This window comes from Amycolatopsis arida (genome assembly GCF_900115565.1).
In the GTDB taxonomy this organism is placed as follows: domain Bacteria; phylum Actinomycetota; class Actinomycetes; order Mycobacteriales; family Pseudonocardiaceae; genus Yuhushiella; species Yuhushiella arida.
This window is the reverse complement of the sequence record NZ_FOWW01000005.1, coordinates 78,404-99,897: the sequence shown is the minus strand read 5'-3', so window position 1 is coordinate 99,897 and position 21,494 is coordinate 78,404. Positions and strand designations below refer to the sequence as shown.

Below are 21,494 nucleotides of genomic sequence, written 5' to 3'. Positions count from 1 at the left end.
CCAGCCTCACGAAACCCTAAAAAATCCCCTTTGACCTGCAGCTCTGGCCACCGGACCGCGACACCCGCTGAATCGTTACCGAGGTTGCTTGCTTCCGTTGACCCCCGGGAATAGGTTGCTCGGCACCGGTTGGGCGGGGCCCCAGCGGTCCCACCCAACCCGTCCTGCACGACGGGGTGCTGGCGTGGCCTTCCCGCGCCGCGGCGCCCCACCCGGCACCCGCGCCGCACCGTGCGCACTGGGAAGGAGACTTGATGGGGAAGGTCAACTCGCGCCGGGGACGGTCACCCTCCCGCATGGCCGCCATGCTCGGCGCCACCGCGGTGGCCGCCGGAACGCTCACCGCCTGCGGCTCCGACGAGGGCCTGAAGATCAACCTGTACTACGCGCCCGAGGACGGCTTCGAGCAGGTGGTGGACCGGTGCAACGCCCAGGCCAACGGGCGCTACGACATCGTCTACCACAAGCTCCCCCGCGGCGCCGACGGCCAGCGCGAGCAGATGATGCGCCGCCTCGCCGCCGGCGACAAAACCCTGGACATCCTCGGCCTCGACGTCACCTGGACCGCCGAGTTCGCCGAGGCCGGCTGGGCCGAGGAGTGGACCGGCGCCGACAAGGCCGAGGCGACCGAGAACGTGCTCCCCGGCCCGCTGGAGACGGCGACCTGGGACGGCAAGCTCTACGCGGCGCCGAAGAACACCAACGTCCAACTCCTCTGGTACGACGACCGGATCACGCCGAACCCACCGCGGACGTGGGAAGAGATGATCGCGATGTCCCGCGACCTCAAGGCGCAGGGCAGGCCATACCAGATCCTCTTCACCGGCGCGCAGTACGAGGGCCTGGTGGTGGTCTTCAACTCGCTGGTGGAGTCCGCCGGCGGGCACATCCTCGCCGAGGACGGCCAGTCGGTCGTCATGGACGAGGGCGCCGTCCGCGCGCTGGAGATCCTGAACGAGGTCAGCTCCTCCGGCCTCACCGACCCCTCCCTCAGCAACATGAAGGAGGACGAGGTGCGCCGGGCCTTCCAGAGCGGCAACGGCGCCTTCGAGCTGAACTGGCCGTTCGTCTACGCCTCCTACGCCGAGGAGAAGCCCGACGAGCTCCAGCACTTCAAGTGGACCAGGTTCCCGAAGGTCGGCGCCGACGGCCAGAGCAGGTCCACGATCGGCGGCTACAACCTCGCCGTCAGCTCCCACTCTCGCCACAAGGAGCAGGCGTTCGAGGCGGCGCTGTGCCTACGCAGCCCGGAGAACCAGAAGTTCTCCGCGCTGGTCAGCGGCGTGCCCCCGACCGTGGAGACGGTCTACGACGACCCGACCCCGCTCGACCCCTCGCAGCCGGCGGACCCGGCGGACAACCCCACGATGGCGACCAAGTACCCGATGAAGGACGCCATCCGCGCCGCGCTGGCCGAGGCGGCCGTGCGCCCGGAGACCCCGGCGTACCAGACCCTGTCCACGATCACCGCGCACGTCCTCTCCCCGCCGTCGGCCATCGACCCGCCGGCTACCGCCGAGCGGCTGCGGGAGGAGATGGGTGAGGCACTCGAGTCGAAGGGGATCATCCCATGACCCAGGCGGCAACCGAGATACCCGCGGCGGCGGCGGCCGGCAAGAAGCGGCCGAAGCCGGAACTCTCCGAGGGCAAGAAGGCGGAACGGCGGCTCGGACTGCTGCTGTGCGCCCCCGCCGCGCTGGTGATGATCGCCGTCACCGGTTGGCCGATCATCTACTCGATCTGGCTGTCCCTGCAGCGCTACGACCTCCGCTTACCGCTGGAGCGGGAGTTCGTCGGCCTGGACAACTACGTCGCCGTGCTGACCAACTCGTACTGGTGGTCGGCGTTCGGCACCACCGTCTTCCTCACGGTGGTGTCGGTGGCGATCGAGCTGGTGCTCGGCATGGCGCTGGCCTTGATCATGCACCGCACCCTGGTGGCCAGGGGCCTGGTCCGCACGGTGACGCTCATCCCGTACGGGATCGTCACCGTCGTGGCCGCGTTCTCCTGGCGCTATGCCTGGACACCGGGCACCGGCTACCTGGCCAACCTCCTGGCCGAGGGCGCCGCGCCGCTCACCGAGCGGTGGCCGTCGCTGTTCCTCATCATCCTCGCCGAGGTGTGGAAGACCACGCCGTTCATGGCGCTGCTGCTGATGGCCGGCCTCGCCCTGGTGCCGGACGACCTGTTGAAGGCCGCGTCGATGGACGGCGCCAGCGCGTGGCAGCGGTTCCTGAAGGTGACCGTGCCGGTGATGAAGCCGGCGATCCTGGTCGCCCTGCTGTTCCGCACGCTGGACGCGTTCCGGATCTTCGACAACATCTTCGTGTTGACCAGCGGTGCCAACGACACGTCGTCGGTGTCGATGATCACCTACAACAACCTGATCAAGGGCGCGAACCTGGGCATCGCCTCCACGATGTCGGTACTGATCTTCATCGCGGTGGCGATCATCGCGTTCATCTTCATCAAGGGCTTCGGCACCGCCGCGCCCGGCAGTGACGAGGGGAGGCGGCGCTGATGGCCGTTCCGACGATGGCGACCAGGGGACGGGTCACCCGCTGGGCGCTGCTGGATGTCGTGATCGTGGTGTACGCGCTGGTGCCGGTGCTGTGGATCGCGTCGCTGTCGTTCAAGGCGAAGGAGACGCTGTCCGACGGCAACCTGATCCCGCGCGAGTGGACACTGCAGAACTACGCCGACATCTTCGCCACCAACGAGTTCATCCGGCCGCTGATCAACTCGATCGGCATCGCCGTCATCGCGACGCTGATCGCGGTGGTCCTCGGGGCGATGGCGGCCTACGCCATCGCGAGGCTGGACTTCCCCGGCAAGCGGGCGCTGGTCGGGGTGTCGCTGCTGATCGCGATGTTCCCGCAGATCTCGCTGGTGACGCCGCTGTTCAACATCGAGCAGCAGTTGGGGTTGTTCGACACCTGGCCGGGGCTGATCCTGCCCTACATCACCTTCGCCCTGCCGCTGGCGATCTACACGCTGTCGGCGTTCTTCCGGGAGATCCCGTGGGAACTGGAGAAGGCGGCGAAGATGGACGGGGCCACCCCCGGGCAGGCGTTCTGGAGGGTGATCACCCCGCTGGCCGCGCCCGGCGTGTTCACCACGGCCATCCTGGTGTTCATCTTCGCCTGGAACGACTTCCTGTTCGCCATCACGCTGACCTCCACGCAGGCCTCGCGGACCGTGCCGGTGGCGCTGAGCTTCTTCACGGGTGACTCGCAGTTCGAGGACCCGACCGGCACCACGTCCGCAGCCGCCGTGGTGATCACCGTTCCGATCATCCTGTTCGTGTTGTTCTTCCAGCGCCGCATCGTCGCGGGGCTGACCTCCGGCGCCGTCAAGGGGTAAGCATGGCTGAAATCGTTCTCGACAAGGTGAGCAAGCGTTACCCGGACGGTGCGCTCGCGGTACAGGACGTCGACATCCAGATCGCCGACGGCGAGTTCATCATCCTGGTCGGCCCTTCCGGGTGCGGGAAGTCCACCACGCTGAACATGGTGGCCGGGCTGGAGGACATCTCCACCGGCGAGTTGCGCATCGACGGGCAGCGGATGAACGAGAAGGCGCCCAAGGACCGCGACATCGCGATGGTGTTCCAGTCCTACGCGCTGTACCCGCACATGACCGTTCGGGAGAACATGGCCTTCCCGCTGCGGCTGGCCAAGGTGGACGACGCGACAGTGCGGCAGAAGGTCGAGGAGGCCGCCAAGATCCTCGATCTGACCCCGCACCTGGACCGCAAGCCGGCCAACCTCTCCGGCGGGCAGCGGCAGCGGGTCGCGATGGGCAGGGCGATCGTGCGCAGCCCCAAGGCGTTCCTCATGGACGAGCCACTGTCCAACTTGGATGCCAAGCTGCGTGGCCAGATGCGCACCTCGCTGTCCAAGCTGCAGCGCCAGTTGGGTACCACCACCCTCTACGTCACCCACGACCAGACCGAGGCGATGACCCTCGGCGACCGGGTGGTGGTGCTGCGCGCCGGTCACGTCCAGCAGATCGGCTCCCCGCAGTTCCTCTACGACCAGCCGGCCAACCTGTTCGTCGCCGGGTTCATCGGCTCGCCGGCGATGAACTTCGTCCCGGTGACCGTCGAGGGTGGGCAGATCAGGGGCCCGTTCGGGGCCGTGCCGCTGACCGACCGGGTCCGTCGGCTGCTCGAGCAGGCCGACGCGCCGCGTGAGGTGATCGCCGGCATCCGGCCGGAGCACTTCGAGGACGCCGCGCTGGTCGACGAGGCCCTGCGGACCTCCGGCGCCACCTTCACCGCCCAGATCGAGGTGCTCGAGTCGATGGGCTCGGAGAAGTACGCCCACTTCACGCTGGAAGGCGAGGCGGCGGCCACCTCGGAGCTGCAGGAGCTGGCCGCCGACGCCGGCTCGGCCGACCTCGGGGGTGGCGGCGCCTCGGTGGTGGCCCGGCTCTCCGCCGCGTCCTCCGCACGGGAGGGGCAGCCGCTCGAGGTGTGGTTCGACCCGGACAACCTGCGCCTGTTCGACCCGTCCTCCGGCAAGAACCTCACGTTCACCGGCTGAACGAGAGTGGCCCGGGAGGCCCGATCGGGTGGGTCTTCCGGGCCTTTGCCCGGATCATCAGCGATTTCTCAGGGAACAGCGGGCAGTATCGTCGCGTTGGCTTGACACGTACCTCACATTGGAGGAGGTCAGCGGCCGATGGTGTCCGTGGCGATCGCCTGCGCGGTGCTGGGCGCGCTGTGCGCCGCGATCGGGGCGCAACTGCAGCACACCGGGGTGCGCAGCGAGACCAGCGCCACCAAGGACGGCCGGCTGCGGCTGCGCACCCTCGGCCGGCTGGTGCGCAACCCCAGCTGGGTGCGCGGCTTCCTGGTGCTGTTCGCCTGCGCGGTGTTGCAGATCCTGGCGCTGACGTTCGCGCCGGTGACGGTCGTCGCACCGATCGTGGTGCTCGCGCTGCCCATGGTGGCGCTGCTCAACGCCTACGCGGGCAAGTCGACGCTCGACGCCGCCGCGTGGGTCGCCGTGGTCGCCACCTCGGTCGCGGTGGCCGTGTTCGTCGCGGTCTCGGCCCACCTCGCGGAGGAGGCCCGCATCCCGCCGGACGCGGTGCTCGCCGCGGGCCGGCTGGTCGGCGGCGCGATGGTGGTGCTGGGCCTGGTCGCGGTGCTGACCAGCGGCAACGTCCGGTGCGTCGCGCTGGCGATGGCGGCCGGCGCGGCTTACGGCCTGGTGACCGTGCTGGTTCGGGACGTGGCCTACAGCGTCAGGCTGGGCGGCCTCACCGAGTTGCCGGTGCTGTCCGCGGCCGGGCTGGCGGTGGCGTTCCTGGTCGGCTCGTGGCTCATCCAGCTCGGCTACGACAGCGGGCCTCCCGACGTCGTGGTCGGCTCGCAGACCGTGGTGAACCCCCTGGTCGCCACGGTGATCGGGCTGACGTTGCTGAACGAGGCCGCCGGGCTCGGCCCCGGGGTGCGGGCGACGCTGCTGGCCTGCGGGGTGGTGGCGATGGCCGGTGTGCTGGTGCTGGCCCGGCACCACCCGGAGGCCGCGGCGCGCCGGCTGCGGCGGGCCGGCGTGCTGCGCTGAGCGGGCCGGTCAGGCCGCACCCGCCGTGGCTCAGCGCCGGCGGTCCACACGCAGCGCGCGGATGACCTCGTCGTCCCAGCGGTGCGTGCGGATCAGCCGGTACCGCTCCCCGGCGACCCACATGTACGCCTCGGCGTCGGTGCGGTCGCCGACCAGGTCGGCCTGGTGCAGCATCCGCACCACCGGCAGGTACTCGTCGGCGTACCAGCGGGCGGCGACCGCCTGCCGGTCCAGGAACCGGCACTCGTCCTGCATCAGTCGGAATCCCCACGCCTCGACGTGCTCGCCGAGCTCGGCGTAGTCCCACGGGTCGGTGAGCACGATCGCCGCCCTGGCCTCGCCGGGCAGCGGCACCCGCTCGAGGAACAGCCGGCGGTAGTCCTTGACGATCAGGTCGCCCCGGTAGCGGATCCCGCTGGCGTCCACTTTGGTGCGCACTTCCGTGACGAACGCCTCGATGGTGTCCAGCCCCAGCGCGTGCGCCACCGAGACCCGGTGGTGGCCGTCGATGATGAAGTGCAGCTCGCCGACCCGGTAGACGTCGATGGGCGGGATGCTCTCCCCGCGCCGGGCGGCTCTGGCCAGCCGCTCCCATCGCTCGCGCACCCGGCCCGACGTGGGCCGGAACCGCCGGTCGAAGTCCCGGCCGCGGTCCACGCTGCCGACGATCGAGTCGAGCCTGATCACCCGCGGCCCGATCCGCCGTTCGCCCACCCAGCCGAGCGCCTCCACCACCTCGTGGAACGGCAGCATGATGTTGACGTCGTCGGGCTCCCGGCGCAGCCAGGTCGCCAGCCGGGACAGCACCTGCCGGCGCCGGGCCCGCAGGAAGTCGTGCTCGGCGTCGGCGCGGGGGAATCCCGTCTCCCTGCTCATGCTCGCTCCGTCGACACGGCACCGATCTCCAACACGTGGTGGCCCACCACGTTGCGCACCCTGGTGTGCCCGATCCGGTGCTCGGGCGGCCGCTCACCGTGCGGGTGGACGTGACCGTGCAGCAGCCACGCCGGCCGCAGCCGGCGCACTGTCCGGTGTAGACACTCGAAGCCGCGGTGCGCCGGGTCCTCCCGGTCGCCGACGCCGCGGGGCGGCGAGTGGGTGAGCAGCACGTCCACGCCCCGACCGTCCCGCAGCCGGCGGGCCCACGCGCGCAGCTCCAGCCGCAGCGCCCGCCGGGACTGCTGCCCCTGGGTCCACTGGTTGGGCCCGTCCGTGTAGCGCACCGAGCCGCCGAGGCCGGCGATGCGCAACCCGGCGACGTCCACCACCTTGCCGTCGGCGTTGACCCCGCCGGCCGGTCCCGGCCACGGCTCGGGAAACCCGCCGCGCATCGACAGCCCGCCGTAGCGGGTGAACCCGGCCAGGTCGGCGTCGTGGTTGCCGGGCACGAACACCAGCGGCCGGTCCAGCGCCGCGGCCAGGAACTCCAGGTAGTCGAACGGCAGGTCGCCGGCACCCAGCACCAGGTCGACCGCCTGGCCGCGGACCGCGCCGGTCCACAGCCGCTCGTCGACCTCGTCGGCCACCACCAGCGCCGTCGGCATGGGCCCAGCCTACGACGCCACGATCACCGCGGCACCGTGCTCGTCGGGCTCGCCCGCCGCACGTCCCCTCCTCGCTGGCGCTCGTCGGTGGCGTTCGCCGGGCTGCTGGGTCGGATGGTCAGCTCGCTCACTGGGGGACGTAGGCGAAGTCCGGGTACTTGGCGATGATGTAGGTCACGGTCAGGATCCAGGCGAGCGCGAAGGTGAGTGCCCAGAACTTCAGGCTGGTCAGCATGCGCGGCATGGCGAATACCCCCATCGGTCGAGGAAGGACAAGGTGGTCCGTGGGCGTGGGCGTGGGCGCAGGGCCTACAGCCACTTGTTCTTCCGGAATATTCGGTAGAGCAGCAGGCAGATGCCGAGGATCGCGGCCACCGTGACCGGGTAGCCGTAGCGCATCTTGAGCTCGGGCATGTAGTCGAAGTTCATGCCGTAGATCCCGGCCAGCGCCGTGGGCACGGCGATGATCGCCGCCCAGGCCGTGATCTTGCGCATGTCGGTGTTCTGCTGCAGCGAGATCTTGGCCAGCGTGGCGTCGACCAGGGTGGTGAGCAGCTCGTCGAAGCCGGCGACCCGCTCGGCGACGTTGGTCAGGTGGTCGTGCACGTTGCGGAAGTACGACCGCACCTCGTCGGGCACCAGTCGGGTGTAGCCCTCGGCGAGCCGGCGCAGCGGCGTCGTCAGCGGCATCACCGCGCGCCTCAGCTCCAGCACCTCGCGCTTCATCAGGTAGATCTGCTCCGAGGTCACCGGCGAGCGCGGCGCGAACACCTGCGTCTCCATCTCGTCGATGTCGTCCTCGATCCGCTCGGTCACCTCGAGGAAGTGGTCGACGACGTGGTCGGCGATCGCGTGCAGCACGGCCGCGGGGCCCGGCTTCAGCCGCTCGGGATCGGCGTCCAGCTCCCGGCGCAGCCGGGCGAGGCCGGAGTGGTTACCGTGCCGCACCGTGATGACGAAGTCGGCGCCGAGGAACACCATGAGCTCGCCGGACTCGACGATCTCGTTGGCCGTGGTCGGCGACTCGTGCTCGATGTAGCGCACCGTGCGGAACACCATGAACAGCGTGTCGTCGTAGCGCTCCAGCTTCGGCCGCTGGTGCGCGTGCACGGCGTCCTCCACCGCCAGCTCGTGCAGGCCGAACGTCTCCGCGATGCCCTGGATCTGCTGCTCGTCCGGCTCGTGCAACCCGATCCACACGAAGCCCTCACCGCGGCGGCGGACCTCCTGGATGGCGGCGGTGTGCGTCCAGCGCCCCGGCTGCCGCTTGCCGTCCACGTAGACGGCGCAGTCGACGACGTACGCGGACACCGGCACGGGCACCGGCGGCTCGACCCGGTTGACTCGCCCGTTGCCGCGGCCGCGCAGGCCGCCGAGGGAGGGGATCGCTGGCATGGCTTCTCCTGACGTCGTGGATCGGACGACGTGCCCGCGGGGTCGCCCGCGGGCAGAGTGGTCCCGGAAGGGACGGCCAGCGCTCGGGCCGAGATCGGCGAGCTTCGAGAGAAAGCTGGTTACCAGCGGGAGCTGGCGCCGACCGGCGTGGCGGGAACGCTGGCTGACGTACTAGGAAGCGGACTATCGCCACTACTCATCGTGCGTTCCTCACCTCCTCCGATCGGGGGACGGGGCCGAGTGTCGCCGCTCGCGTTGACGGAGCGGACACCGATGGTCAAGGGTACTCCTCGATGTCGAAGGATGTCGTTCCAGGTCGGTGCGGTGTTACTCGGCACGGCGCCGGCCGCGTGCGTTCCAGGGAGGTCTTCGTGCAGTTCGGGCGGTACTTCGAGGAGTTCGAGGTCGGTGCCGTCTACCGGCACTGGCCGGGCAAGACGGTCACCGAGTACGACGACCACCTCTTCTGCCTGCTCACCATGAACCACCACCCGCTGCACCTGGACGCCCACTACGCCGAGGAGACCACCGACTTCGGCCGTAACGTGGTGGTGGGCAACTATGTGTACTCGCTGCTGCTGGGGATGTCGGTGCCGGACATCTCCGGCAAGGCGATCGCGAACCTGGAGGTGGAGTCGCTGCGGCACGTCAGGCCGACCTTCCACGGCGACACGATCTACGGCGAGACCGAGGTGCTGGACAAGACGCCGTCGAAGTCGAAGGACGACCGGGGGGTCGTGTACGTCGAGACCCGCGGCTACAAGCAGGACGGCACGGTCGTGTGCACCTTCCGGCGGAAGGTGATGGTGCCGAGACGTTCCTACGGCGAGGCCAGGGGCGGCGAGCAACCGGGCCGTCCGGTGCCCCATGAGTGACCTGCTCGCCGAGATTCGACACCGGCTGCGGGAGTTCGCCAGTACCGAGGCGGCCGGGGCCTCGCCGCTGTACGAGCACCTGGCCGAGCGGGCCGCCGAGGACGACGCCGTGGCGAGCCTGCTCGCGGCCGCGCCGCCCGCCGACGCCCGGCCGACGCTGCTACTGGCCGCGGCACACCGGCTGGTCCAGGCCGAGCCCGCGCACCCGCTGTCGCGGTACTACCCGTCGCTCGGCGGCTCGGACGGGGTGGACGGGCAGACCTGGCCGCTGTTCCGGGCGTTCCTGCTGGAACGGGCCGACAAAGTGCGCGAGCTGGTGTCCACCCGGTTCACCCAGACCAACGAGGTGCGCAGGGCCGCCCTGCTGTACCCGGCCGTGTCGCTGGCCGCCCGCCAGGCCGGCGGCCGGGTGGCGCTGCTGGAGGTCGGGTGCAGCGCCGGGCTGCTGCTCGGGCTGGACCGGTTCAACTACCGGTACCACTGCCCCGGCGGGGAGCAGCTGGTGGCCGGGCCGGCCAAGGCCGCGGTCGGCCTGCACTGCGCGCTGGAGGTGGCCGGCGGGGCGGCGCCGCCGAAGCTGCCGAAGAAGCTGTCCGTGGGCGCGCGGCTCGGGCTGGACCGCGCGCCGGTGGACGCCGGCGACGAGGAGGAGCTCGCCTGGCTGGAGGCATGCGTGTGGGCCGACCAGCCCGAGCGCATCCGGCTGCTGCGCACGGCCGCGCTGGCGCAGCGGAAGGACCCGCCGGAGCTGGTCGCCGGGGACGCGGTGGACGACCTGGCCGCGGCGGCCGGGCGGTTGCCGGCGGAGCTGCCGCTGCTGGTGATCACCAGCCATGTGCTGCCGTACCTGCCGGAGCGGCGCCGGGTGGAGTTCGTCGGCGCGTTGCGCGACCTGGCCGTCCGGCGGCCGCTGTGGTGGATCAGCGACGAGGGCTACGAGGCGGCGATGGCGCACGTGCTGCCCGGGCGGGACGACCTGGCGCTCGCGCGGACCGGGCGGTCGGTGCTGGGCCTGGCGACGTGGGTCGACGGGGAGCTGCGCGCGCAGGTGCTGGCCCGCACGTCGTCGCACGGGCAGCGGATGACCTGGGTGCCCTGACCTTCGTGGGACCTCCGGGTCTCCAGGGAGAGATTGCGCGCGGCGGCCGGCGGCGATGAGGATGACCACATGGCCGGGAACGACGCCACCTGGTACACGCCGCTGACCCCGCTGTCCTTCCTCGCGCGGTCCGCGGAGGTGTTCGCCGACAAGACCGCGATCGTGCACGGCGACCGGCGGGTCACCTACCGGGAGTTCGCCGCCGAGGCCACGCGGGTGGCGCACGCGCTGCGGGCCCGTGGCGTCGGGCCGGGCGACCGGGTGGCCTACCTGCTACCGAACATCCCGGAGATGCTGGTCGCGCACTTCGCGGTGCCGCTGGCCGGTGCCGTGCTGGTGGCGGTCAACACCCGGCTCGCGCCGGCCGAGATCCGGTACATCCTGGCCCACTCCGGGGCGAAGGTGCTGGTCGTGGACGCGGCGTTGCACCCGTCGGTCGCGCCGGTGCTCGGCGACCTTGGCGGGCTGGAGGTCGTGACGGTGACCGACCCGGCGGTGGGCGCGGAGCCGGACGCCGCGGTCGGCGGGACCTCCTACGCCGAGCTGCTCGCCGCCGGCTCGGACGAGCCGTTGCCGTGGGCCGTCGCCGACGAGCGGGACACCATCTCGATCAACTACACGTCCGGCACCACCGGCAAGCCCAAAGGGGTGATGTATCACCACCGCGGGGCGTACCTGAACGCGCTGGCCGAGGTGGTCCACTCCCGGCACACCACGGAGTCGCGGTATTTGTGGACTTTGCCGATGTTCCATTGCAACGGGTGGTGCACGACGTGGGGCGTCACCGCGGTCGGTGGGACACACGTGTGTCTGCGCGCGGTGGACGGCGGGCGGATCTGGCGGTTGCTGGACGCCGAGGCCGTGACCCATCTCAACGGCGCCCCGACCGTGCTCAACACGATCGCCAACCACCCCGACGCGCACCGGCTGGAGCGGGAGGTGCTGGTGACGACCGCGGGGGCGCCACCGAGCCCGACGGTGATCCGGCGGATGGAGGCGCTGGGGGCGCGGTTGGTGCACGTGTACGGGCTGACCGAGACGTATGGGCCGTACACGGTGTGCGAGTACCAGGACGGCTGGGCGCGGTTGGACGTGGAGCGGCGGAGCCGGCTGCTGGCGCGGCAGGGCGTCGGGATGGTCGTGACCGACGGGGTGCGCGTGGTGGACGAGCAGATGCGCGACGTCCCGAGGGACGGCAGCACGATGGGGGAGGTGGTGATGCGCGGCAACAACGTGATGTCCGGGTACTTCGCCGACCCCGAGGCCACCGCGCACGCCTTCCGCGGCGGCTGGTTCCACTCCGGCGACCTCGGCGTGTGGCACCCGGACGGCTACGTCGAGCTGCGGGACCGGGCGAAGGACATCATCGTGTCCGGCGGGGAGAACATCTCCACGATCGAGGTCGAGGCGGCGATCGACTCGCACCCGGCGGTGCTGGAGGTCGCGGTGGTCGGCGTGCCGAACGAGAGGTGGGGCGAGCGACCGAAGGCGTTCGTCGTGCCGCGCGAGGGCGCCGCCGTGGACGCGGAGGAGCTGCGGGAGCACGTGCGCGGGCAGCTCGCCCGGTACAAGGTGCCCGACGAGGTCGAGTTCGTGCCCGAGCTCCCTAAGACCTCGACCGGCAAGATCCAGAAGTTCCAGCTGCGCGAGCGCGAGTGGTCCGGCCGCGACACGCGGGTGCAGGGATAGGTCAGCTCGAACGTCCTGAGCGGTAGCACTCCTCGCCTCGACGCCATCAGCCAACGCGGCGACGGAACGGTGAACACGGCGACGGGGAGCGCAAACACGCGTACACGGGGCGCGGACGCGTGGGGTGGGGCGGGTCAGCGGGGGAGGGTGTTCCAGGTGCGGAGGGTCTCGGCGAGCTCGGGGGCGAGGGCGTCGGCGGCGTCGAGGTCGGTGAAGGTGGCCAGGTCGACCCAGCGGGCGGCGTCGGCGTCGTCGCCGGCGACGAGGTGGCCGCCGAGCACGACGCAGGCGTAGTCGTGGATCTCGTACGGCCCGCGCACCACCGTGCCCACCAGCGCGTCGGGCTCGGTGAGCAGCCCGGTCTCCTCGCGCACCTCGCGGACCACGGCGACGGCGTCGGACTCCCCGGGCTCAACCCGCCCCCCGGGCAGCGACCACCGCCCGCGCCCCGGTGCACGGCGGCGCCGGACCAGCAGCAACCGCCCGGCCGCGTCGTGCACCACGGCGCCGACGCAGCGGATCAGACCCGGATCGGCAGCCGCTCGGGTCCGCGCAGGTTGATCCGACCGTTCCACTCCACCTCACCGTCCAGCTCCAGCCGCGGGAACCGCTCGACCAGCCGGCCGATCGCCACCCGGCCCTCGAGCCGCGCCAGCGACGCGCCGAGGCAGTGGTGCGGTCCGCCGCCGAACGACAGGTGCTGCCGGGCTCCCTCCCGGTCCAGCCGCGGCCGCTCGGCGTCCGGCCCCCAGAATGCCTCGTCCCGGTTGGCAGAGGCCAGGCTGGCCATCACGAACGACCCGGCCGGGATCTCCCGCCCGTCCACCTCGTACGGCCGCAGGGTGATCCGCCGGCTGCTCTGCACCGGGCTGTCGTAGCGGAGCAGCTCCTCGACGGCGTTGCCGGCCAGCTCCGGCTCCCGCCGCAGCAGTGCCAGCTGGTCGGGCGCGCGCAGCAGGGCCAGCACCCCGCCGGAGATGAGGTTCACCGTGGTCTCGTGACCGGCGAGGTAGAGCAGCACCACCTGGGCGACCAGCTCGTCGTCGCTGAGCACGTCACCGCCGTCCTCGGCGGCGATGAGCGCGGTGAGCAGGTCGTCCGCGGGGTGCCGGCGCTTCCACGCGATGGCCTCCGCCGTCATCGCGGCGATCTCGGCGTCCGCGGCCTCGACCGCCCGTGCCAGCTCGGTGTCGACGATCGGCTCCAGCGAGCGGACCAGCGTGCCGGAGAGCTCGCGCAGCCGCTCGTGGTCGGTCGAGGGCATGCCGAGCATCCGGGAGATGACGGTGAACGGCAGCGGGAACGACAGCGCCTCCACCAGGTCGACCCGGCCGGCACCGGCGATCTCCCGCAGCGCGCCGTCCACCAGATCCTCGATCTCCGGCTCGAGCGCGGCCACGGCGCGCGGGGTGAACGCCTTCGACACCAGCCGGCGCAGCCTGGTGTGGTCCGGCGGGTCCACGTCCAGCATGGACAGCCCACTGACCGGCTCGACGGCACCCGTGACGCTGTCGCGGCCGTCGGGCAGCGTGTCCGGTGAGACGTGGCGCAGGTCCACCGACAGCCCGGCGCGCAGCAGCGCGAACATGTCCGCGTAGCGGGACAGCACCCAGAACCCGAACGGGTGGCGGTGCACCGGCGCGCGTTCCCTCAGCTCGGCATAGTGCGGGTACGGGTCGTCGGTGAACCCTGGCTGGAACGGATCGAAGACGAACTGCTCCCCGGTGGTGGCCTCGGTCATGGCTGCCTCCTGTTCGCCGAACGGCGCGCACCACCGACCCGAACCGGTGCCGGCAACCGTCACTGCGACTGTCACATACTCAGAGTATGTAATACACTCCCAGCATGGCACAAGCGAAGAGCCGGCGCGAGGAGTACTCGGAGGCGACCCGCGCGGCGCTGCTCGACGCCGCGACCCGGTTGTTCTACGAGCAGGGCTTCACCGGCACGACGTTGGAGGACGTCGCGGCCGCCGCGAGGGTCACCCGCGGCGCGGTGTACCACCACTTCGCCGGCAAGCAGGTGCTCTTCGAGGCGGTGCTGGAGCGCGTCGAGCTGCGGGTGGTGCAGGACGTCCTGGACAGGGCCACCGCGGGGCCGGACGCGCTGCGCGCGGCCCTCGTCGGGCTCGAGGTGTTCCTCGACCACTGCTGCGACCCGGTGTACGGCCGGCTGTGCTGGCGGGAGGGCCCGCTGGCGTTGGGCTGGCACCGCTGGATCGAGTTGGAGGAGCGGTACGCCTATGGCGTGACCGAGCGGTTGGTGCGGGGCCTGGTCGAGTCGGGCTACCTGAGGTCCGTCCCGCTCGCGTTGACCACTCGGTACGCGTTCGCCCTGCTCGGCGCGGCCGGCACGGAGCTCGCCGAGGCGAGCGAGGAGGCGAAGCCGCGGGTCCGCGCCGACAGCTCGATGCTGATCCGCCGGTTCCTCGTCGGGCTGCTGACTCCGGAGGCCGCCGAGCGGAGCGCCGCGCTGCTCGCGTCGACCACCCCGCCAGTTGATCACGGAGCGTCGTGATCTGGCAGGATGTCCGCTGCCGGCTGACCCATGCGCGGGACTTGTCTCCCGTAACGGAGCGCGGTGCGGTACAAACATATTGGTTACGTCCGACAGCCAACCGACAGCGCAGGTCAACTTCGACAAGACGGGACGGAGCGACGTGAAAATGAAGCAGCTCCTCACTATTGCCGGGATCGGATTGGTGCTCTTCTTCGTGATCGCCCGGCCCCAGGACGCGGCCGGCCTGGTGACCAACATCCTCGGGTTCCTCCGGGACGCCGCCGAGTCGGTGATCACCTTCGTCAGCACCGTGTTCACCTGACAACCGCTAGTCTTCGACCATGTTCGCGCCACGGGATCCGGACGAGTACCTTCTCGAGACCGAGCGCAGGGTCATCAGGATCCGGCGGCACTGGGCCAGCCTTGCCTGGGACAGCTTCGAGGCCATCGCGCTGATCGCCATCTGCGTGATGGTGTCGTACCTGTTGCCACCCTCGTGGTGGGTGCTGCAGAACCTGCTCTGGTACGTCGCGCTCCTCATCGTCCTGCGGTTCGCCTACACGGTGATCGAGTGGTGGGTCGAGCGCCTGGTGGTCACCGACAAGCGGTTCATCATGACCACCGGCGTGTGGACCACCAAGGTGCTGATGATGCCGATCACCAAGGTGACCGACCTCACCTACGAGCGCTCCTTCTGGGGGCGCATGCTCGGCTACGGCACGATGGTCGTCGAGTCGGCCGGGCAGATCCAGGCGCTGAACCGGATCTCCTACCTGCCCAACCCCGAGGAGTTCTACGACACCATCTCCGACCTGGTCTTCGGCGACAAGCAGAAGCAGGCCGAGCGGTTCTCCATGATCAAGGCGCAGCGGGCGGCCCGGGGCAAGAAGATGGTCGGCTGACCCGGCTCGCCGCGTCCCACCGGCCCGGGCGGCCCGGCCACCGGGTTGCCAGAATGAGCCCGTGCGCATCGACCTGCATACCCACTCCTCGGTCTCGGACGGCACCGACAGCCCGGCCGAGCTGGTCGCTGCCGCGGCACGGGCCGGCCTCGACGTCATCGCGCTGACCGACCACGACACCACCGCCGGCTGGGCGCCGGCGATCGCCGCGCTCCCGCCGGGGTTGCGGCTGGTGCCGGGCGCCGAGCTGTCCTGCGTGTCCGTGGCCGAGCCGGGGCGGCCGATCAGCGTGCACCTGCTCGCCTACCTGTTCGACCCAGGCTCCCCCGCCATCGTCGCCGAGCAGCGGCGGCTGCGGGAGGAGCGGCGGATTCGGCTGCGCGCGATGGCGGTGCGGATGGCCGCCGACGGCCTGCCGGTCGACCCCGACGAGGTGATGGGCCTGCTCGACCCGGACGCGCCGGCCGGCCGGCCGCACCTCGCGCAGGCGCTCGTGCGGGCCGGGGTGGTCGAGTCGGTCGACGACGCGTTCGCCACCTACCTGGGCAACGGCCGCGGGTACTACCTTCCACGCGAGGACACGCCGGTCGAGGACGCCATCGACATGATCGCCGCCGCCGGCGGAGTCACCGTGCTCGCGCATCCCTTCGCCGGAGTGCGCGGCCCCACGGTCGGCCCGGAGACGATCGCGGAGCTCGCCGCGCGCGGGCTCACCGGCATCGAGGTCGACCACCCCCTCCACGACGAGCGGGTTAGGGCCGAGCTGCGGGGCCTCGCCGGCGAGCTGGGGCTGCTGCGCACCGGCTCCAGCGACTACCACGGCACGAACAAGGCGATCGAGCTCGGCGCGGAGACGACCGACCCGGACGTGTTCGCGCGGCTGGTCGAGCGGGCCACCGGGGCCACGATCGCGGTGCGCGCATGAACGTCCAGGACCTCTTCGACGCCAAGCTGTTCATGGAGGCCTCGATCACCCTGCTGGTGATCATGGATCCGCCGGGCACGGTGCCGGTGTTCCTCAGCCTCACCGGGCGCAAGCCCGTGCCGGCCCGCGCCAGGGCGGCCCGGCAGGCCGTCCTGGTGTCGCTGCTGGTGATCACCCTGTTCGCGGTGGCCGGCCAGGCGATCCTGGCCTACCTCGGCATCGGCATCCCCGCGCTGCAGGGTGCGGGCGGGTTGTTGTTGCTGCTCATCGCGCTCGACCTGTTGACCGGCAAGAACAGTGCCTCGCCGGAGGCGACCGAGGACGTCAACGTCGCGTTGGTGCCGCTCGGCACGCCGTTGCTGGCGGGGCCGGGCGCGATCGCGGCGACGATCGTGTTCGTCCGGCAGGCCGAGGGCCGGCCCGGCGCCTACATCGCGCTCGGCCTGGCGATCGTCACCGTGCACCTCGCGCTGTTCCTGTTCATGCGGTACTCCGGCGTGGTGATCCGGGTGATCAGGGAGAGCGGCATCACACTGCTGGCGAAGGTCGCGGGTCTGCTGCTGGCCGCGATCGCGGTCGAGCTGATCGCCGACTCGGTGCGCGGGTTCATCATCGGAGCGTAGTGTCGGGGTCACTGGATAGGCTGGACCGATGGCACAGCTGGGGTTCGACTTCGGCGTCCAGCAGCGGCGGCTGATCAGGGTCACGCCGGCGCGACTGGCCACCTTCAACGACTGCCCGCGCCGCTACCGGATGGCCTACCTCGACCGGCCGCCGCCGCAACGCACCGGGCCGTGGGCGCACAGCACGCTGGGTGCGGTGGTGCACAACGCCCTGCGGGCGCTGTTCGACCTGCCACCGGACCGGCGCACCCCGGCCAGGGCCGCGGCGCTGGTCGGTGAGCAGTGGAGCGACTCCGGCTTCCTCGACGAGCGGCAGGCCGCGCGCTACCGGGAGCGGGCCAAGCAGTGGGTGGCCGAGTACGTCGACCGGCACGACCTCGGCGGCGACCCGGTGGGTGTCGAGCGGTGGGTGTCCGCGCCGGCGAGCGGGCAGGGCCCGCAGGGACCGCCGTCGATGATCGTCGAGGGTCGGGCCGACCGGATCGACGAGCGGGACGGCGAGCTTGTCGTGGTGGACTACAAGACCGGGCGTCGGCCGCCGGACTCCTACGACGCGCGCGGGGCGCAGGCGCTGGCGATGTACGCGGTCGCGGCGGCCCGCACGCTGCGCCGGCCGTGCCGGCTGGTCGAGCTGCACCACGTGCCGACCGGCACGGTCGCCGCGGCCGAGCACACCCCGGAGAGCCTGGCCCGGCACCTGCGACGCGCCGAGGAGACCGCCACCGACCTCCAGACGGCGACGGACACCCTGGCCGCCGGCGGCGCCCCCGACGAGGTGTTCCCGGCGCGCACCGGGCCGCACTGCTCGTGGTGCGACTTCCGGCCGAGCTGCCCCGCGGGTCAGCAGGCGGCGCCCGCCGCCCGATCGTGGGACCTGCTGGCCAGCCAGGAGCCCGCCGACGAGCGGGATACGCGGCACCCGGCCGAGCAGGACGTGGCCGGGACCGAGCCCCGGGGTGGGCAGCCGGCCGCCGAGCGCGGAGGCGGGCACCCGGCCGATCGGGCGGACACCTCGTCCCGCTGACCCGGCACGGCGGTGTGCCGGGCGGTGGTGCGGCGGGTGCCGGCGGAGTACGCGGCGCGGACGGTCGACGCGGCGGTGCCGCGCCGCCGACCCCTCGGCGGTGCTCGTCCCCGGCGGGGTGTCGGCGCGCGCCGAAGCCGGTGGTGGCGGCGTCCGCACGCGGTAGCGCCGCGGCAGCGACCGATCCCGGGGTGGGTCGCCTCCTCTGGCGCTGGTGGGCTTGTGGTGGCCGAACCGGGTGCTGGGTGGGCGTGTGGTGGCCGGTCGCGGCGCCGGTGGGCTCGCGGCAGCCGATGGCGGCGGTGGCGAGCCCGGCGCCGGTAGGGTTTCGGTGGTGGTTGAACTCGTCGCCGGTAGGGCCTGCTCCGGTCGGTCTCGTCGGTGGCCTGGCTCTGCCCCGATCGGCTCCGGCGACGGTCGGGTTCGGGGCAGGTAGGGCTGGACGCCGCCAGGCCGGCGTTGGCCGGGATCGGCGCTGGCCGGGATCGGCAGCGGCCGGATTCGGGGTCGGGGCCGGTGGGACCGGCGCCGGTGGGGATCGGCGGTGTCGAGAAGGGCAACGCGGGGTACTCGGCGGACGGGCGAGCCGCCGGCGGGATCGGGAGACGGACAGCGATCGGGGGTCGAATGCACGGACCGGACACCACGAAGCTCGAGCGCGTACCCGCGGCCGGCTCCATCGGGAACCCGGTGCCGGCCGAGCCACGGCCGGCCCGCCGCTGGTGGCGGGGGCTGACCGGCGCGCTCGCCGCCGGGCTCGCGCTGCTCGCGGTCGGCGTGCTCGTCGCGCAGGTGATCGCCTGGGCAGGCGGCTATGCGGGACCAGGTGCGCTTCCGGTCGTCGGGCACTGCGTCGCGGCGGCACTCGCGCTCGCCGCCCAGTACGTCGCCGACCGCCGGCGCGGCACCCCGGCGGGCGCCGCGGGAGCGACGGTCGCGCTGTTGACCCTGCTCACCCTCACCCTCTTCTGGTGGCAGTAACCCCCACCCCCCACCCCCCCACCCCGTGCGCGTGTGTCCGCGTGCTGTGCGCGCGTGTTTGCGCTTCCCGTCGCCGTGTTCGTCGTTCCCGTCGCTGTGTTCGCCGGCCGCGTCGCCGTGTCGGCCGGCCGCGGCGGGCGGCTGGGGCTCAGCCGGTGCGGTCGGGTGTGCCGGTCACCCAGCCGCGCCAGGTGGGAAGGAGCACCTTCAGCAGGCCACTCGGGTTCTCCGTGTTGGGGGAGTGCGCCGCGCCGGCGACGGTGGCGAACGGCGCGCCCAGCCGCTCCGCCATGTCACGCTGGGCCGGCACGCTCCACGCGTCATCGTGCTCACCGGCCACCACCAGGCAGGGGATGCCCCCGCGGCGCAACGTCTCCGCCAGCTCGGCCACCCGATCGGGCTCGTCGTGGAGCCCTCGCGCCATGCCCAGCAGGCCGGCGGGGTTCGACGCGACGAACCGGTCCCGGAAGAACTCCTTGAGCTCGCTCGCCATCGTCGCCCAGGCCGGGAACTGCGCGGACACCGCCTCGCGCACGGCGTACGCCGCCGCGACCCCCTCGGTCCGCAACACCGGCTCCCCGGCCTCCAAGGCGGTCAGCCGGTACCCCGGCGGCAACCGGTGCGGGCCGCTGTCCAGCAACGTCAACCCGGCCACCCGCGCGCCGGCCAGCACGGCGCCCCTCACCACCAACCCGCCGTAGGAGTGCCCCAGCAACAGCACCGGCCCCTCGCCGGCGATCCGCTCCACCAGCTCGGCGACCACCGCACCCAGCGGCGCCGGCAGGTACGCCTCCTCCTCGTCCGGTCCCGGCGACTCGAACTGCCCCGGCAGGTCGATCGCCACACACCGGAAGCCCGCCTCGGCACACGGATCCAGCAGCGGCGCGAAGTCCTCCTTCGACCCGGTGTAGCCCGGCACCAGCAGCACCGTCGCGAGCGGCCGCCTCGGCCGCGGCCCGCGCAGCGCGGCCACCGGCCCGTACCGGCCGGGCAGCTCCACCCGGTCACCATGGTGCGCGGTCAGCTGGCTGGCCACCTGACCGGGACGCGCCTCCGTCATCGCCCGGTCACCCCGGCCCGGACCACACCGGTCGGGCCCCCGTCACCGCAGCCGAGATCACCGCGGCCCGGGTCACTTCAGTGCCGCCAGCTGGTCGCCGCGCTGCTCCAGCACCACCGGCCCGGTCGAGTCGAGTCGCACCGGACCAGCGTAACCGTGCCGATCCACCCCCACCGTGCGCACGGTCGCGCCGGTGCCCTCGTCCACCACGGCCAGCCCGCCCTCGATCGGCAGCACGTACTGCCCGGCGAACCGGGTGCCCGGCCCGAGCGTGCCACGCAGTGTCCATAGTGGCGTCAGGTCCGACCGCGAGAGCGCGACCGTGGTCGACCCGGTGAACCAGAACATCCCCACGGCACCCTCGTTGGTGGGCACCACCCCGCCCTTCGGGTCACCCCCCAGGTCGGCCGCCGGCAGGTCCAGCGGGTACGCGGCCCGCTGGTCGCCCTCCGCGCCGTAGATCACCAGCAGCCGCTGCTCGGGCAGCACCACCGCGGTGTGATCACCGGACATCGCGACCACCTTCGCGTCGCGCCCGGCGAGCACCGCGGTGAACACCTGCTCCGGCTTGTCGCTCTTCTCCGGCACGGCCTTCAGCACCGTCAACCGGTCACCGGGGTCCTCGGGGCACCGCTCGACGACGCCGATTCGCCCGCTGGTCGCCGCGACCGACCCGTAGGTGCACCCGGTACGCGGCTGCCGGCCCGGGTTCACCAGCGCGGGAACCTCGCCGTACTCGTTGGTCTTGACCAGGTCGTCGCGCCAGGAGACGAGCAACCTCCGCCCGGTGGTGGTCACCTGACCGCGGCCGTCCACCAGCCGGGTGCCCAGCTCGGCGTCGCTGTTGCGTTGCGCCGTCCGCCGGCCGGTGTCCGGGTCGAGCTGGGTCACCTCGCTGCAGCCGAGCTCCTTGCGGTGCACCACGAGCACCCGCTTCCACGCGAGCGCGACCGTGCACAGCTCCAGGTCCCGCGCGTAGCGCCAGCGCACCTCCCCGGTCACCGCGTCCCGGCCGAGCACCTCGCCGCCCTCGGCGCTGACCACGGTCGGTCCCTGGGCCACCGGGACCGGGGTGGCCGGACTGGCCGCGGACCACATCTCGGTGAGCGCGCCGGGCACCGAACCGGGCGCGGGGGGCCGCGGCGCGGGCGCCGCGGCCGTCCGCTGGACCGTGCCGCGCTGGTCGCTCACCGACCACACGGCCACGGCCGCGCCGAGGCACACCACCACGATCAACGCGGCGAACACCCGGTCGCGCCGGCGGTTCCACGGCGACCGCCCGTTCCGCGGCACGCGCCGGAC

The 21,494-nt window shown here is 72.1% G+C and carries 21 protein-coding genes and 1 pseudogene; 15 read left to right on the top strand and 7 right to left on the bottom strand.

The annotated features are described in order from the left end of the window. Positions 1-254: 254 nt before the first annotated feature. The 5 genes from BM051_RS16110 (at position 255) to BM051_RS16090 (ending at position 5,576) form a co-directional block, all read left to right on the top strand. Positions 255-1,574 (top strand): ABC transporter substrate-binding protein, encoded by a 1,320-nt coding sequence (locus BM051_RS16110; RefSeq protein WP_092530988.1) that lies wholly within the window; start codon positions 255-257, stop codon positions 1,572-1,574. Then, entirely contained in the window at positions 1,571-2,521 is a 951-nt protein-coding gene (locus BM051_RS16105; protein WP_092530987.1) for a carbohydrate ABC transporter permease, read from the top strand. The genes BM051_RS16110 and BM051_RS16105 overlap by 4 nt, the downstream gene beginning before the upstream one ends. Further along, positions 2,521-3,363 carry a carbohydrate ABC transporter permease gene (locus BM051_RS16100; protein ID WP_092530986.1) on the top strand — a complete coding sequence of 281 codons (843 nt, stop codon included), beginning with the start codon at positions 2,521-2,523 and terminating at the stop codon, positions 3,361-3,363. The genes BM051_RS16105 and BM051_RS16100 overlap by 1 nt, the downstream gene beginning before the upstream one ends. A gap of 2 nt (positions 3,364-3,365) precedes the next feature. Continuing rightward, positions 3,366-4,547, top strand: coding sequence for an ABC transporter ATP-binding protein (locus tag BM051_RS16095; RefSeq protein WP_092530985.1), 1,182 nt, complete (start codon positions 3,366-3,368; stop codon positions 4,545-4,547). A gap of 138 nt (positions 4,548-4,685) precedes the next feature. Then, positions 4,686-5,576 (top strand): DMT family transporter, encoded by an 891-nt coding sequence (locus BM051_RS16090; protein WP_092530984.1) that lies wholly within the window; start codon positions 4,686-4,688, stop codon positions 5,574-5,576. Between the two features lie 30 nt (positions 5,577-5,606). Here the strand turns inward: BM051_RS16090 and BM051_RS16085 are convergent, their stop codons facing one another. From BM051_RS16085 to corA, 3 genes are all read right to left on the bottom strand, one after another. Next, positions 5,607-6,452, bottom strand: a complete 846-nt coding sequence (locus tag BM051_RS16085) for a ParB N-terminal domain-containing protein (RefSeq protein WP_092530983.1) — start codon at positions 6,450-6,452, stop codon at positions 5,607-5,609. Beyond that, positions 6,449-7,120, bottom strand: coding sequence for a metallophosphoesterase family protein (locus BM051_RS16080; protein WP_092530982.1), 672 nt, complete (start codon positions 7,118-7,120; stop codon positions 6,449-6,451). Before BM051_RS16080 ends, BM051_RS16085 begins: the two co-directional genes overlap by 4 nt. Before the next feature lie 309 nt (positions 7,121-7,429). Further along, positions 7,430-8,515, bottom strand: coding sequence for a magnesium/cobalt transporter CorA (gene corA, locus BM051_RS16075; protein WP_092530981.1), 1,086 nt, complete (start codon positions 8,513-8,515; stop codon positions 7,430-7,432). Between the two features lie 371 nt (positions 8,516-8,886). Between corA and BM051_RS16070 the strand changes: the two genes are divergently transcribed. From BM051_RS16070 to BM051_RS16060, 3 genes are all read left to right on the top strand, one after another. Then, positions 8,887-9,390 (top strand): MaoC family dehydratase, encoded by a 504-nt coding sequence (locus BM051_RS16070; protein WP_092530980.1) that lies wholly within the window; start codon positions 8,887-8,889, stop codon positions 9,388-9,390. Next, complete coding sequence (locus BM051_RS16065; protein WP_092530979.1) at positions 9,383-10,489, top strand: DUF2332 domain-containing protein; 1,107 nt, start codon at positions 9,383-9,385, stop codon at positions 10,487-10,489. Before BM051_RS16070 ends, BM051_RS16065 begins: the two co-directional genes overlap by 8 nt. Before the next feature lie 69 nt (positions 10,490-10,558). Further along, on the top strand, positions 10,559-12,178 hold the full coding sequence (locus BM051_RS16060) for an acyl--CoA ligase family protein (protein ID WP_092530978.1): 1,620 nt from the start codon (positions 10,559-10,561) through the stop codon (positions 12,176-12,178). 134 nt (positions 12,179-12,312) lie between these two features. On the opposite strand, the gene BM051_RS16055 is transcribed toward BM051_RS16060, so the two are convergent. Both BM051_RS16055 and BM051_RS16050 read right to left on the bottom strand, forming a co-directional pair. Further along, positions 12,313-12,702 carry an NUDIX domain-containing protein gene (locus BM051_RS16055; protein WP_092531244.1) on the bottom strand — a complete coding sequence of 130 codons (390 nt, stop codon included), beginning with the start codon at positions 12,700-12,702 and terminating at the stop codon, positions 12,313-12,315. Continuing rightward, positions 12,699-13,919, bottom strand: a complete 1,221-nt coding sequence (locus tag BM051_RS16050) for a cytochrome P450 (protein ID WP_092530977.1) — start codon at positions 13,917-13,919, stop codon at positions 12,699-12,701. Before BM051_RS16050 ends, BM051_RS16055 begins: the two co-directional genes overlap by 4 nt. Before the next feature lie 104 nt (positions 13,920-14,023). Here BM051_RS16050 and BM051_RS16045 point away from each other — a divergent pair, with 104 nt between their 5' ends. The 7 genes and pseudogenes from BM051_RS16045 (at position 14,024) to BM051_RS16015 (ending at position 19,132) form a co-directional block, all read left to right on the top strand. Next, the gene (locus BM051_RS16045; RefSeq protein ID WP_092530976.1) at positions 14,024-14,695 is read left to right on the top strand and encodes a TetR/AcrR family transcriptional regulator; all 672 of its coding nucleotides are present in this window, start codon (positions 14,024-14,026) and stop codon (positions 14,693-14,695) included. A 148-nt stretch (positions 14,696-14,843) separates the two neighbouring features. Continuing rightward, entirely contained in the window at positions 14,844-14,999 is a 156-nt protein-coding gene (locus tag BM051_RS29065) for a hypothetical protein (protein ID WP_166677733.1), read from the top strand. Between the two features lie 19 nt (positions 15,000-15,018). Beyond that, positions 15,019-15,579 (top strand): PH domain-containing protein, encoded by a 561-nt coding sequence (locus BM051_RS16035; protein WP_092530975.1) that lies wholly within the window; start codon positions 15,019-15,021, stop codon positions 15,577-15,579. 61 nt (positions 15,580-15,640) lie between these two features. Further along, positions 15,641-16,504: a PHP domain-containing protein gene (locus BM051_RS16030; protein ID WP_092530974.1), complete on the top strand. Its 864-nt coding sequence runs from the start codon at positions 15,641-15,643 to the stop codon at positions 16,502-16,504. Further along, positions 16,501-17,127: a MarC family protein gene (locus tag BM051_RS16025; RefSeq protein ID WP_092530973.1), complete on the top strand. Its 627-nt coding sequence runs from the start codon at positions 16,501-16,503 to the stop codon at positions 17,125-17,127. The genes BM051_RS16030 and BM051_RS16025 overlap by 4 nt, the downstream gene beginning before the upstream one ends. A gap of 28 nt (positions 17,128-17,155) precedes the next feature. After that, a pseudogene (locus BM051_RS16020) lies at positions 17,156-18,010 on the top strand (RecB family exonuclease); the annotation flags it as partial. 768 nt (positions 18,011-18,778) lie between these two features. Then, complete coding sequence (locus BM051_RS16015; protein ID WP_243859568.1) at positions 18,779-19,132, top strand: hypothetical protein; 354 nt, start codon at positions 18,779-18,781, stop codon at positions 19,130-19,132. 148 nt (positions 19,133-19,280) lie between these two features. Here the strand turns inward: BM051_RS16015 and BM051_RS16010 are convergent, their stop codons facing one another. Together BM051_RS16010 and BM051_RS16005 are read right to left on the bottom strand one after the other, a co-directional pair. Then, a complete protein-coding gene (locus BM051_RS16010; RefSeq protein WP_092530971.1) occupies positions 19,281-20,192 on the bottom strand; it encodes an alpha/beta fold hydrolase in 912 nt (303 codons plus the stop codon). A 72-nt stretch (positions 20,193-20,264) separates the two neighbouring features. Continuing rightward, on the bottom strand, positions 20,265-21,485 hold the full coding sequence (locus tag BM051_RS16005) for an Rv3212 family protein (protein ID WP_092530970.1): 1,221 nt from the start codon (positions 21,483-21,485) through the stop codon (positions 20,265-20,267). Positions 21,486-21,494: the final 9 nt, after the last annotated feature.

Coding starts and splice junctions, on each gene's coding strand:
- BM051_RS16050 (WP_092530977.1), bottom strand. CDS start 13,919: ATGACCGAGGCCACCACCGGGGAGCAGTTCGTCTTCGATCCGTTCCAG.
- BM051_RS16035 (WP_092530975.1), top strand. CDS start 15,019: ATGTTCGCGCCACGGGATCCGGACGAGTACCTTCTCGAGACCGAGCGC.
- BM051_RS16080 (WP_092530982.1), bottom strand. CDS start 7,120: ATGCCGACGGCGCTGGTGGTGGCCGACGAGGTCGACGAGCGGCTGTGG.
- BM051_RS16085 (WP_092530983.1), bottom strand. CDS start 6,452: ATGAGCAGGGAGACGGGATTCCCCCGCGCCGACGCCGAGCACGACTTC.
- BM051_RS16060 (WP_092530978.1), top strand. CDS start 10,559: ATGGCCGGGAACGACGCCACCTGGTACACGCCGCTGACCCCGCTGTCC.
- BM051_RS16025 (WP_092530973.1), top strand. CDS start 16,501: ATGAACGTCCAGGACCTCTTCGACGCCAAGCTGTTCATGGAGGCCTCG.
- corA (WP_092530981.1), bottom strand. CDS start 8,515: ATGCCAGCGATCCCCTCCCTCGGCGGCCTGCGCGGCCGCGGCAACGGG.
- BM051_RS29065 (WP_166677733.1), top strand. CDS start 14,844: ATGAAGCAGCTCCTCACTATTGCCGGGATCGGATTGGTGCTCTTCTTC.
- BM051_RS16110 (WP_092530988.1), top strand. CDS start 255: ATGGGGAAGGTCAACTCGCGCCGGGGACGGTCACCCTCCCGCATGGCC.
- BM051_RS16105 (WP_092530987.1), top strand. CDS start 1,571: ATGACCCAGGCGGCAACCGAGATACCCGCGGCGGCGGCGGCCGGCAAG.
- BM051_RS16015 (WP_243859568.1), top strand. CDS start 18,779: ATGCACGGACCGGACACCACGAAGCTCGAGCGCGTACCCGCGGCCGGC.
- BM051_RS16065 (WP_092530979.1), top strand. CDS start 9,383: ATGAGTGACCTGCTCGCCGAGATTCGACACCGGCTGCGGGAGTTCGCC.
- BM051_RS16045 (WP_092530976.1), top strand. CDS start 14,024: ATGGCACAAGCGAAGAGCCGGCGCGAGGAGTACTCGGAGGCGACCCGC.
- BM051_RS16095 (WP_092530985.1), top strand. CDS start 3,366: ATGGCTGAAATCGTTCTCGACAAGGTGAGCAAGCGTTACCCGGACGGT.
- BM051_RS16100 (WP_092530986.1), top strand. CDS start 2,521: ATGGCCGTTCCGACGATGGCGACCAGGGGACGGGTCACCCGCTGGGCG.
- BM051_RS16090 (WP_092530984.1), top strand. CDS start 4,686: ATGGTGTCCGTGGCGATCGCCTGCGCGGTGCTGGGCGCGCTGTGCGCC.
- BM051_RS16010 (WP_092530971.1), bottom strand. CDS start 20,192: ATGACGGAGGCGCGTCCCGGTCAGGTGGCCAGCCAGCTGACCGCGCAC.